General features: G+C 63.1%; 8 protein-coding genes. 7 read left to right on the top strand and 1 reads right to left on the bottom strand.

From position 1 onward, the window contains the following. A partial coding sequence (locus HP546_RS17415) for an NAD-glutamate dehydrogenase (RefSeq protein ID WP_172227764.1) occupies positions 1-4,363 on the top strand: 4,363 nt, incomplete at its 5' end. Between the two features lie 162 nt (positions 4,364-4,525). Here HP546_RS17415 and HP546_RS17420 read toward each other — a convergent pair. Further along, positions 4,526-5,344, bottom strand: a complete 819-nt coding sequence (locus HP546_RS17420; RefSeq protein ID WP_012271263.1) for a pyruvate, water dikinase regulatory protein — start codon at positions 5,342-5,344, stop codon at positions 4,526-4,528. Between the two features lie 190 nt (positions 5,345-5,534). Between HP546_RS17420 and ppsA the strand changes: the two genes are divergently transcribed. From ppsA to HP546_RS17450, 6 genes are all read left to right on the top strand, one after another. Further along, positions 5,535-7,910, top strand: a complete 2,376-nt coding sequence (gene ppsA / locus HP546_RS17425; protein ID WP_172227766.1) for a phosphoenolpyruvate synthase — start codon at positions 5,535-5,537, stop codon at positions 7,908-7,910. Positions 7,911-8,010: 100 nt separating this feature from the next. Then, positions 8,011-9,003: an alpha/beta hydrolase gene (locus HP546_RS17430; protein WP_256678493.1), complete on the top strand. Its 993-nt coding sequence runs from the start codon at positions 8,011-8,013 to the stop codon at positions 9,001-9,003. 221 nt (positions 9,004-9,224) lie between these two features. After that, positions 9,225-9,716 carry a ribonuclease E activity regulator RraA gene (gene rraA, locus HP546_RS17435; protein ID WP_172227770.1) on the top strand — a complete coding sequence of 164 codons (492 nt, stop codon included), beginning with the start codon at positions 9,225-9,227 and terminating at the stop codon, positions 9,714-9,716. Positions 9,717-9,743: 27 nt separating this feature from the next. Further along, positions 9,744-10,739 carry a zinc transporter ZntB gene (locus HP546_RS17440; RefSeq protein WP_172227772.1) on the top strand — a complete coding sequence of 332 codons (996 nt, stop codon included), beginning with the start codon at positions 9,744-9,746 and terminating at the stop codon, positions 10,737-10,739. A 100-nt stretch (positions 10,740-10,839) separates the two neighbouring features. Further along, the gene (locus tag HP546_RS17445) at positions 10,840-11,112 is read left to right on the top strand and encodes a hypothetical protein (protein WP_028697557.1); all 273 of its coding nucleotides are present in this window, start codon (positions 10,840-10,842) and stop codon (positions 11,110-11,112) included. A gap of 2 nt (positions 11,113-11,114) precedes the next feature. Next, on the top strand, positions 11,115-11,939 hold the full coding sequence (locus HP546_RS17450) for a mechanosensitive ion channel domain-containing protein (protein WP_172227774.1): 825 nt from the start codon (positions 11,115-11,117) through the stop codon (positions 11,937-11,939). Positions 11,940-12,016 lie beyond the last annotated feature (77 nt).

A 12,016-nucleotide genomic window follows, 5' to 3' on the forward strand; every position in this document is an offset into this window, starting at 1 on the left:
TGCCGAGCTGACAGTGCTGACTCGCGAAATCGAGCAGGTGCTGGCCGAGGTGCGGGTGGCGGTTGCCGATTTCGAACCGATGAAGGCCAAGCTGCGGGAAGTGGTGGCGCAGGTGGAACAGACTGCCTTCGGCCCGGCGCAGAACGAAAAGGGCGAGGTCAAGGCCTTCCTCGAATGGCTGCTGGACAACCACTTCACCTTCCTGGGCTATGAAGAATTCACCGTCAAGGGCGGCGCCGGTGGTGGCCAGATGGTCTACGACGAGCAGTCCTTCCTCGGCCTGCCGCGCCGCCTGCGCGTAGGCCTGACGGCAGAAGAGCTGCGCATCGAAGACTACGCCGTGGCCTACCTCAACGAGCCGCTGCTGCTGTCGTTTGCCAAGGCCGCGCTGCCCAGCCGCGTACACCGCCCGGCCTACCCGGACTACGTGTCGATCCGCCAGCTGGACGCCGACGGCAAGGTGGTCAAGGAACACCGCTTCATGGGCCTGTACACCTCGTCGGTGTATGGCGAAAGCGTGCATGCAATTCCGTATATCCGCGTCAAGGTCGCCGAAATCGAGCGGCGCTCGGGTTTCGACCCCAAGGCCCACCTGGGCAAGGAGCTGACCCAGGTACTCGAAGTGCTGCCGCGCGACGACCTGTTCCAGACACCGATCGACGAGCTGTTCACCACCGTCATGGCGATCGTGCAGATCCAGGAACGCAACAAGATCCGCGTGTTCCTGCGCAAGGACCCGTACGGCCGCTTCTGCTACTGCCTGGCCTACGTGCCGCGGGAAATCTACTCCACCGAAGTGCGGCAGAAAATCCAGCAGGTGCTGATGGAGCGGCTGAAGGCCAGCGACTGCGAGTTCTGGACGTTCTTCTCCGAATCGGTGCTGGCGCGTGTGCAGCTGATTCTGCGGGTCGACCCGAAGAACCGCATCGACATCGACCCCCAGCAGCTGGAACGCGAAGTCATCCAGGCCTGCCGCTCGTGGCATGACGACTACTCGGCGCTGGTAGTCGAGAACTTCGGCGAAGCGCAGGGCACCAACATCCTCGCCGACTTCCCCAAAGGCTTCCCGGCCGGTTATCGCGAACGCTTCGCCGCGCACTCGGCAGTGGTCGACCTGCAGCACGTGCTGAACCTGTCTGAAACCAAACCCCTGGCGATGAGCTTCTACCAGCCGCTGACCCAGGTTGGCGAGCGCATCCTGCACTGCAAGCTGTACCACGCTGATACCCCGCTGGCGCTGTCCGACGTGCTGCCGATCCTGGAAAACCTCGGCCTGCGCGTGCTCGGCGAGTTCCCCTACCGCCTGCGCCACGCCAATGGCCGCGAGTACTGGATTCACGATTTCGCCTTCACCTACAGCGAAGGCCTGAGCCTGGATATCCAGCAGCTCAACGACACCCTGCAGGACGCCTTCATCCACATTGTGCGCGGGGATGCCGAGAACGACGCCTTCAACCGGCTGGTGCTGACCGCTGGCCTGCCATGGCGCGACGTGGCGCTGCTGCGCGCCTACGCCCGTTACCTGAAGCAGATTCGCCTGGGCTTCGACCTCGGCTACATTGCCAGTACCCTGAACAACCACACCGATATCGCCCGCGAGCTCACCCGGCTGTTCAAGACCCGCTTCTACCTGGCACGCAAACTCACCCAGGACGACCTGGATGACAAGCAGCAGCGCCTTGAACAGGCCATCCTGACCGCACTGGATGACGTGCAGGTACTTAACGAAGACCGCATCCTGCGCCGCTACCTGGACCTGATCAAGGCTACCCTGCGCACCAACTTCTACCAGCCGGATGCCGATGGCCAGAACAAGTCGTACTTCAGCTTCAAGTTCAACCCCAAGCTGATCCCCGAGCTGCCCAAACCGGTGCCCAAGTTCGAAATCTTCGTCTACTCGCCGCGGGTCGAGGGCGTGCACCTGCGCTTTGGCAACGTTGCCCGCGGCGGCCTGCGCTGGTCCGACCGCGAAGAGGACTACCGCACCGAAGTGCTGGGCCTGGTCAAGGCCCAGCAGGTGAAGAACTCGGTGATCGTGCCGGTCGGCGCCAAGGGCGGCTTCCTGCCGCGGCGCCTGCCGCTGGGCGGCAGCCGTGACGAAATCGCTGCCGAGGGCGTGGCGTGCTACCGCATCTTCATCTCCGGCCTGCTCGACATTACCGACAACCTCAAGGACGGTGGCGTGGTGCCGCCGGCCAACGTGGTGCGTCATGACGATGACGACCCGTACCTGGTGGTGGCGGCCGACAAGGGCACCGCGACCTTCTCCGACATTGCCAACGGCATTGCCATCGATTACGGCTTCTGGCTGGGCGATGCCTTCGCCTCGGGCGGTTCGGCCGGTTACGACCACAAGAAGATGGGCATTACCGCGCGTGGCGCGTGGGTGGGCGTGCAGCGCCACTTCCGCGAGCGCGGCATCAATGTGCAGGAAGACCCGATCACCGTCATCGGTGTGGGCGACATGGCCGGCGACGTGTTCGGCAACGGCTTGCTGATGTCCGACAAGCTGCAACTGGTGGCAGCGTTCAACCACTTGCACATCTTCATCGACCCCAACCCCGAGCCGGCTTCCAGCTTCGCCGAGCGCAAGCGCCTGTTCGACCTGCCGCGTTCTGCCTGGAGCGACTACGACACCAGCATCATGTCCGAAGGCGGCGGGATCTTCCCGCGCAGTGCCAAGAGCATCGCCATCAGCCCACAGATGAAAGGACGTTTCGCCATCGAGGCCGACCGCCTGACTCCGACCGAGCTGCTCAATGCGCTGCTCAAGGCGCCGGTGGACCTGCTGTGGAACGGCGGCATCGGTACCTACGTGAAGGCCAGCAGCGAAAGCCACGCCGATGTCGGCGACAAGGCCAACGACGCGCTGCGGGTCAACGGCAACGAGCTGCGCTGCAAGGTGGTGGGCGAGGGCGGCAACCTGGGCATGACCCAGCTCGGCCGGGTCGAGTTCGGCCTGCACGGCGGCGCCACCAACACCGACTTCATCGACAACGCCGGCGGCGTGGACTGCTCCGACCACGAGGTCAATATCAAGATCCTGCTCAATGAAGTGGTGCAGGGTGGCGACATGACCGAGAAGCAGCGCAACCAGCTGCTGGGCAGCATGACCGACGAAGTGGGCGGCCTGGTGCTGGGCAACAACTACAAGCAGACCCAGGCGCTGTCGCTGGCTGCCCGGCGTGCCCGCGAGCGGATTGCCGAGTACAAGCGCCTGATGGCGGACCTGGAGAGCCGCGGCAAGCTGGACCGTGCCATCGAGTTCCTGCCGTCCGAGGAGCAGCTGGCCGAACGCCTGGCCGCTGGCCAGGGCCTGACCCGCGCCGAGCTGTCGGTGCTGATCTCGTACAGCAAGATCGACCTCAAGGAGCAACTGCTGAAATCGCGGGTGCCGGACGACGATTACCTGACCCGCGACATGGAAACCGCCTTCCCGCCGTCGCTGGTCAGCAAGTTCGCCGAGCCCATGCGCCGCCACCGGCTGAAACGCGAAATCGTCAGCACCCAGATCGCCAACGACCTGGTCAACAACATGGGCATCACCTTCGTCCAGCGTCTCAAGGAGTCGACTGGCATGAGCCCGGCCAACGTGGCCGGGGCCTATGTGATCGTGCGCGATATCTTCCACCTGCCGCACTGGTTCCGCCAGATCGAGGCGCTGGATTACCAGGTACCCGCCGAAATTCAGCTCACCCTGATGGACGAGCTGATGCGCCTGGGGCGCCGTGCCACCCGCTGGTTCCTGCGCAGCCGTCGCAACGAGCAGGATGCCGGGCGTGACGCCGCGCATTTCGGGCCGAAGATCGCGCAGTTGGGGCTCAAGCTGGACGAGCTGCTTGAAGGCCCGACCCGCGAACGCTGGATGGTGCGCTACCAGGGCTTCGTCGAGGCCGGTGTGCCGGAGCTGCTGGCGCGCATGGTTGCCGGTACCAGCCACCTGTACACCCTGTTGCCGATCATCGAAGCCGCTGACGTTACCGGGCATGATCCGGCCCAGGTGGCCAAGGCGTTCTTCGCCGTGGGCAGCTCGCTGGACCTGACCTGGTACTTGCAGGAAATCAGCAACCTGCCGGTGGAAAACAACTGGCAGGCGCTGGCGCGCGAGGCGTTCCGCGACGATATCGACCTGCAGCAGCGGGCGATCACCATCTCGGTACTGCAAATGGCCGATGCACCGGAAGACATGGACGCCCGTGTGGCACTGTGGGCCGAGCAGCATCGGGTGATGGTAGAGCGCTGGCGCGCCATGCTGGATGACCTGCGCAATGCCACCGGTACCGACTACGCGATGTACGCGGTGGCCAACCGCGAGCTGGTCGACCTGGCCATGAGCGGGCAGGCGGCGGTTGTGCCGTCCTGAGCTTGAGCTGAAATGAAAAAGCCCCGGCAGTAATGTCGGGGCTTTTTTGTACCTGTGCTGGCCTCTTCGCGGGTGAACCCGCTCCCACAGGTATTGCACAGGCCTCAAGGCTGGTGGGGTACCTGTGGGAGCGGGTTCACCCGCGAAGGGGCCAGCACAGGCTTACTTGAACCGCCGCTCCACCCCTTTCTCCACCAGGATCTTGGCCGAAATCTCCTCCACCGAAAAATGCGTGGAATTGATGTTGGGAATGTTCTCGCGGCGGAACAGGCTCTCCACCTCGCGCACCTCGAATTCGCACTGGGCAAAGCTGGAATAGCGGCTGTTGGGCTTGCGTTCGTGGCGGATGGCGGTAAGGCGGTCGGGGTCGATGGTCAGGCCGAACAGCTTGTTGTGGTGCTTTTTCAGCACCGCCGGCAGCTGCAGGCGCTCCATGTCGTCCTCGGTCAGCGGGTAGTTGGCGGCGCGGATGCCGAATTGCATGGCCATGTACAGGCAGGTCGGGGTCTTGCCGCAGCGTGACACGCCGACCAGGATCAGGTCGGCCTTGTCGTAATAGTGGGTGCGCGCGCCATCGTCGTTGTCCAGGGCGAAATTCACCGCCTCGATGCGTTCCATGTAGTTGGAATTGCCGCCAATCGAGTGCGATTTGCCCACGGAATACGACGAATGGGCGGTCAATTCCTGCTCGAGCGGGGATAAAAACGACGAAAAGATGTCGATCATGAAGCCATTCGAGGTCGCCAGGATTTCACGGATGTCCTGGTTGACGATGGTGTCGAAGATGATCGGGCGTACCCCGTCACGCTCGGCCGCCGCGTTGATTTGCTGGACCATGGTGCGTGCCTTGTCCGGCGAATCGATGTACGGACGGGTGAATTTGTTGAAGGGAATGCTCTCGAATTGCGCGAGCAGACTCTGGCCCAGGGTTTCGGCAGTGATACCGGTGCCGTCGGAGATGAAGAACGCGGTTCGTTTCATTTGCGATCTGGGCCTTAAGCTGATGAAGATTCTTGGATATGATAAGTTCGGTTTGCCGAATGCGGCTGTCGGCATTCTGCCACACTTGCAGACCCTATTTTCCAGGTACAGGCCACAAACGCCCGGCCAAGTCACTGAAGACAGGCGGGCGCCTTTGAGCTTTTCCAACACAGTTAGTGGAGAGATCACCTTGGTAGAGTACGTAGTTTCCCTTGATAAGCTCGGCGTCCATGATGTAGAGCATGTGGGGGGCAAGAACGCATCCCTGGGCGAGATGATCAGCAACCTTGCAGGTGCTGGTGTATCGGTGCCGGGCGGCTTTGCCACTACGGCGCAGGCGTACCGCGATTTTCTCGAACAGAGTGGTCTCAACGACCGTATCCATGCCGCCCTCGACGCGCTTGACGTGGATGACATCAATGCCCTGACCAAGACCGGCGCGCAAATTCGCCAGTGGGTCATGGAAGCCGAATTCCCGGAGCGTCTGAATTCGGAAATCCGTACGGCCTTCGCCGAAATGGCCGCCGGCAATGACAACATGGCGGTCGCCGTGCGTTCCTCCGCCACCGCCGAAGACCTGCCGGACGCCTCGTTCGCCGGCCAGCAGGAAACCTTCCTCAACATCCGCGGCGTCGACAACGTGATCCGTGCGGCCAAGGAAGTGTTTGCCTCGCTGTTCAACGACCGCGCCATTGCCTACCGCGTGCATCAGGGCTTCGACCACAAGCTGGTCGCCCTGTCGGCTGGTGTGCAGCGCATGGTCCGCTCCGAAACCGGTACCGCTGGCGTCATGTTCACCCTCGACACCGAATCGGGCTTCCGCGATGTGGTATTCATCACCGGCGCCTACGGCCTGGGCGAAACCGTGGTGCAGGGTGCGGTCAACCCTGACGAATTCTACGTGCACAAGAACACCTTGCAGGCCGGCCGCCCGGCCATCCTGCGCCGCAACCTGGGCAGCAAGGCCATCAAGATGGTCTACGGCGAAGAAGCCAAGGCCGGCCGTTCGGTGAAAACCGTCGAAGTCGACCGCGCCGAGCGCGCGCGCTTCTGCCTGAGCGATGCCGAGGTCAGCGAGCTGGCCAAGCAGGCGATGATCATCGAGCAGCACTATCAGCGCCCGATGGATATCGAGTGGGCCAAGGACGGTGACGACGGCAAGCTGTACATTGTCCAGGCTCGCCCTGAGACGGTGAAGAGCCGTTCCAGCGCCAATGTCATGGAACGCTACCTGCTCAAGGAAAAGGGCACCGTACTGGTCGAAGGCCGCGCCATCGGCCAGCGCATCGGCGCCGGCAAGGTCCGCGTGATCAACGATGTGTCGGAAATGGACAAGGTGCAACCCGGCGACGTGCTGGTGTCCGACATGACCGACCCGGACTGGGAACCGGTGATGAAACGCGCCAGCGCCATCGTCACCAACCGCGGCGGGCGCACCTGCCACGCGGCGATCATCGCCCGTGAGCTGGGTATCCCGGCCGTGGTCGGTTGCGGCAACGCCACCCAGTTGCTCAAAGACGGCCAGGGCGTGACCGTGTCCTGCGCCGAAGGCGACACCGGCTTCATCTTCGAAGGTGAGCTGGGCTTCGACATCAAGCAGAACTCGGTCGACGCCATGCCTGATCTGCCGTTCAAGATCATGATGAACGTCGGCAACCCGGACCGCGCCTTCGACTTCGCCCAGCTGCCCAACGCCGGTGTCGGCCTGGCGCGCCTGGAATTCATCATCAACCGCATGATCGGCGTGCACCCCAAGGCGCTGCTGAACTACGCAGGCCTGCCTGCCGACCTGAAGGACAGCGTCGACAAGCGCATCGCCGGCTACAGCGACCCGGTCGGCTTCTATGTCGAGAAACTGGTCGAGGGCATCAGCACCCTGGCGGCCGCCTTCTACCCGAAAAAGGTCATCGTGCGTCTGTCGGACTTCAAGTCCAACGAGTACGCCAACCTGATCGGCGGCAAGCTGTACGAGCCGGAAGAAGAAAACCCGATGCTGGGCTTCCGTGGCGCTTCGCGTTACATCAGCGAATCGTTCCGTGACTGCTTCGAACTCGAGTGCCGTGCCCTGAAACGCGTGCGCAACGAAATGGGCCTGACCAACGTCGAGATCATGGTGCCATTCGTGCGCACCCTGGGCGAAGCCAGCCAGGTCGTCGACCTGCTTGCCGAAAACGGCCTGGCCCGCGGCGACAACGGCCTGCACGTGATCATGATGTGCGAGCTGCCGTCCAACGCGATTCTCGCCGAAGAGTTCCTGGAATACTTCGACGGCTTCTCGATCGGCTCCAACGACCTGACCCAGCTGACCCTGGGCCTGGACCGTGACTCGGGCATCATCGCGCACCTGTTCGATGAGCGAAATCCTGCGGTGAAGAAGCTGCTGGCCAACGCCATTGCCGCGTGTAACAAGGCGGGCAAGTACATCGGCATCTGCGGCCAGGGCCCATCGGACCACCCGGATCTGGCCAAATGGCTGATGGAGCAGGGCATCGAAAGCGTGTCGCTGAACCCGGATTCGGTACTCGAAACCTGGTTCTTCCTGGCCGAAGGCCAAGGCGCAGCCTGACCTAGTAGAACGCGGGGGTACGTCTGGCGTACCCCTGCCTTTTTTTTCAGGGCGAGCTCCAGCGATGGAACCCGCCTTTTTTTGTGCGTCAAGCAACCTTATGCAAAGCAGCAGCACTTTATTTCCCGTGGCCCTGCTCAGTGCCGAACGCCGCGGCGACCTCAGCGAAGACGTGTACCGGATCAAGGCCGGCAACAGCCCTGACCCCAGCGTCGAGCTGGCCGTGACGCGCCTGGGGCTGGCCGATCAGGGCCCGGCCCAGGGTGTGCCGGTCATTCTCCTGCACGGCAGTTTTTCCAATAGGCGCTTCTGGTACTCGCCCAAGGGGGTTGGCCTGGGCGCCTACCTTGCCCGCGCCGGTTTCGATGTGTGGATCCCGGAAATGCGCGGCCATGGCCTGTCGCCGCGCAACCTCGACTGGAAGCACAACAGCGTGGCTGCCTACGCCCGTGATGATCTGCCGCTGATTGCCGCGTTCGTGCGCGAGCAATCGGGCCAGGCGCCGCACTGGGTAGGTCACTCACTGGGCGGCACAACCCTGGTGGCAGCGCTGGGCGGTGGTTTCCTGGCTGCCGAGGACGTTGCCAGCGTGGCGCTGTTCGGCACCCAGATCAGCCGTGTCTACTGGCCACTGAAAGTCCCGCCGTTGACCTGGGGTGCGAAGCTGCTGCTCAAGCGCTGGGGGCAGATTTCCGGGCCGCGTTTCAAGCGTGGACCGGAGGACGAGCCGATCGGCCTGGCCCTGGAGAGCATGCGCTGGCATGGCCTGTTCGGCCGCTTTGGCGACAAGAAGCACGACTGGTGGGCGGGGCTGGCCGAGGTGGATGTGCCGCTGCTGGCAGTGGCCGGTGCGGGCGACTTCCAGGACCCGGTGTGGGCCTGCCGCAAGCTGTTCGATCAGCTGGGCGGCGAGCGCAAGCAGTTCTTGCGGCTGGGGCGCGAAGAAGGCTTCGAGGCGTTCGGGCATGTCGACATGCTGGTCAGCAAGGCCGCGCAGGTGCAGGTGTGGCCGCTGGTGCAGCGTTGGCTGCGCAACCCGTTGATGCCGGTGCATGCGTCGACGGCGGCTGCAGAATCTGTGCCTGTCAGCTGATCTTGCTCTAGCTGTTCTGGCCCCATCGCCGGCAAACCAGCCCCCACAGGGATACCGCAGGCCTCGAACCTTGTGGGTATCCCTGTGGCAGCTGGCTTGCCGGCGATAGGGCCAGGGCAGGTAGAACCCAACTGACTGCCCGGTCCCGGATGACTGCGACGGCCTCAAAGGTGTAGCCTTGGGTCGATCCCCGCTTTCGTTGTGACTGACAGGAGCTTCCCATGCAGCATTACGTAACGCCCGACCTGTGTGACGCCTACCCCGACCTGGTGCAGGTGCTGGAACCGATGTTCAGCAATTTCGGGGGGCGCGATTCGTTCGGCGGCCAGATCGTCACCATCAAGTGCTTCGAGGACAACTCGCTGGTCAAGGAGCAGGTCGAGCTCGATGGCACAGGCAAGGTGCTGGTGGTCGATGGCGGTGGTTCCCTGCGTCGTGCGCTGCTTGGCGACATGCTCGCCGAAAAGGCTGCCAAAAACGGTTGGGAAGGCCTGGTGATCTACGGCTGCGTGCGTGATGTCGACGTGCTGATCCAGACCGACGTCGGCGTCCAGGCCTTGGCCAGCCACCCGATGAAAACCGACAAGCGCGGCATCGGCGACCTCAACGTGGCGGTGACCTTCGCCGGGGTAACCTTCCGCCCGGGTGAGTATGTATATGCCGACAACAATGGCGTGCTGGTCTCGCCAAACCCGCTGAAAATGCCGGAGTGATGCGCCGCACGCGCTGATGGAGCTTTGATGTTCGAGGAAGACAACGCGCAGTGGGGGCTGGTGCATGCCCTGGTGCTCGATGGCAAAGGCGGCGCGCGCCCGATTGCCCGTACCGAACTGGACGACCTGCAGCTGCAACCCGAGCAGAGCCTTTGGCTGCACTGGGACCGCAGCCATCCGCAAACCCGCACCTGGCTGCTGCGCGACAGCGGCCTCAGCGAGTTTGCCTGCGACTTGCTGCTGGAAGAGAACACCCGGCCACGCCTGCTGCCCATGGTGGACGAGCAATTGTTGCTGTTCCTGCGTGGGGTCAACCTCAACCCCGGCGCCGAGCCCGAAGACATGGTTTCGGTGCGCATCTTCGCCGAGGCCCAGCGGGTTATCTCGCTGCGCCTGCGACCGTTGCGCGCCAGCGACGAAGTCTTGCAGCAGCTGGAGCAGGGCAGGGGGCCGAAATCGGCGTCCGAGCTGTTGCTGCTGATGGGCGAACTGCTGACCGAAAAGGTCCAGGGACTGGTCAGCGACCTGTCTGAACTGGTCGACCTTGAAGAGGAAAAGGTTGAATCCGACGAACGGTATACGCCTGAGCAGGGCAGCCTGCAGCAGATCCGCCGTCGCGCGGCCGGGTTACGGCGTTTCCTCGCCCCGCAGCGGGAAATCTACGCCCAGCTGTCGCGCAGCAAATGGAGCTGGTTCGCCGACGCCGACGCCGATTACTGGAACGAGCTCAACAACAGCCTGATCCGCTATCTCGAAGAGCTGGAACTGACCCGCGAGCGGGCTGCGCTGGTGCTGGAGAGCGAAGACCGTCGGCGCAGCGAGCGCATGAACCGCACCATGTACCGCTTCGGCATCATCACCTGCATTTTCCTGCCCATGAGCTTTATCACCGGGCTGCTGGGCATTAATGTCGGCGGTATTCCCGGGGCGGAAAACCCCTATGGCTTCCTGTTTGCCTGCATCGTCGTGCTGGGGCTGGCGGTGGGCCAGTGGTGGATGTTCCGACGGTTACGGTGGGTATAGATGCTCACGAATATCTCCCATGTTGAAACATTCGTCCCGATGCAATGTGTGACCCAGCGTTGGGCCACCTCGTCTCTTGCTGATACTGCGCGAGGTGCCTATGCACGATCCGTTTGAAGAATCCCTGCGCGACCTGCTCAAGGCGTCACCCTCCGGCAACGACCGGGACGACCGGGATGACGCTGCCTGCCTGGGTCGCGTGCTGAAAACCGCCAACCGCCAGGTTGGCGCGGGCGATCTGTTCAGCCTGCTCGGCCGCTGGTGCCAGGCGCTGCTGATCGCCGTGAACAATGGCTCGGCGCATGTCGCGCCGGTGCGTCGACACTCTTCCCGCAACGCTGCCAGCGGCAGCAAAGCAGATAAGGCCGATTGAATATGGAACTCGATCTCTGGACCCAGAGCCTGGTCACCGCGATGACTGCCCTTTGGACCAAGGTGGCGAACTTCATCCCCAACCTGTTCGGCGCGCTGGTCGTGGTGCTGCTCGGTTTCGTGGTGGCCAAGCTGCTCGATACACTGCTGTCCAAGTTGCTGGCCAAGCTCGGCCTGGACCGCCTGATGGCTGGCACCGGCCTGACCAAAATGCTGGGCCGGGTCGGCATCCAGGTGCCGATCTCGACCCTGATCGGCAAGATCGTCTACTGGTTCGTGCTGCTCATCTTCCTGGTCTCGGCCGCCGAGTCGCTGGGCCTTGAGCGGGTTTCGGCCACGCTCGACATGCTTGCCCTGTATTTGCCGAAGGTGTTCGGCGCAGCGCTGGTGCTGCTGGTTGGCGTGCTGCTGGCACAAGTGGCCAACGGCCTGGTGCGCGGCGCTGCCGAAGGTATCGGCCTGGAATATTCGGCGGGCCTGGGGCGTATTACCCAGGGCCTGGTGATCATCATCAGCATTTCGGTAGCCATCAGCCAGCTGGAGGTCAAAACCGACCTGCTGAACCACGTTATCGTCATCGGGCTGATTACCGTTGGTCTGGCCGTTGCCCTGGCGATGGGCCTTGGCAGCCGCGAAATTGCCGGGCAGATCCTGGCTGGCATCTACGTGCGCGAGCTGTACCAGGTTGGCCAGCAGGTGCGGATTGGAGAGGTCGAAGGCCAGATCGAAGAGATCGGTACGGTCAAGACGACGCTGCTGACCGATGATGGCGAACTACTATCGCTGTCCAACCGCGAGCTGCTGGAACAGCGTGTCAATAGCCGCTAACCGCACAAAAGCTGTTAATGTATGCCGCCGCGAAAATGACCCACGGGGTCTCGCGGCGACATTGACCTGACTGTCGG

It is taken from the genome of Pseudomonas sp. CM25 (genome assembly GCF_013179705.1).
GTDB lineage: Bacteria > Pseudomonadota > Gammaproteobacteria > Pseudomonadales > Pseudomonadaceae > Aquipseudomonas.

Coding starts and splice junctions, on each gene's coding strand:
- HP546_RS17420 (WP_012271263.1), bottom strand. CDS start 5,344: ATGAAACGAACCGCGTTCTTCATCTCCGACGGCACCGGTATCACTGCC.
- HP546_RS17430 (WP_256678493.1), top strand. CDS start 8,011: ATGCAAAGCAGCAGCACTTTATTTCCCGTGGCCCTGCTCAGTGCCGAA.
- rraA (WP_172227770.1), top strand. CDS start 9,225: ATGCAGCATTACGTAACGCCCGACCTGTGTGACGCCTACCCCGACCTG.
- HP546_RS17440 (WP_172227772.1), top strand. CDS start 9,744: ATGTTCGAGGAAGACAACGCGCAGTGGGGGCTGGTGCATGCCCTGGTG.
- HP546_RS17445 (WP_028697557.1), top strand. CDS start 10,840: ATGCACGATCCGTTTGAAGAATCCCTGCGCGACCTGCTCAAGGCGTCA.
- HP546_RS17450 (WP_172227774.1), top strand. CDS start 11,115: ATGGAACTCGATCTCTGGACCCAGAGCCTGGTCACCGCGATGACTGCC.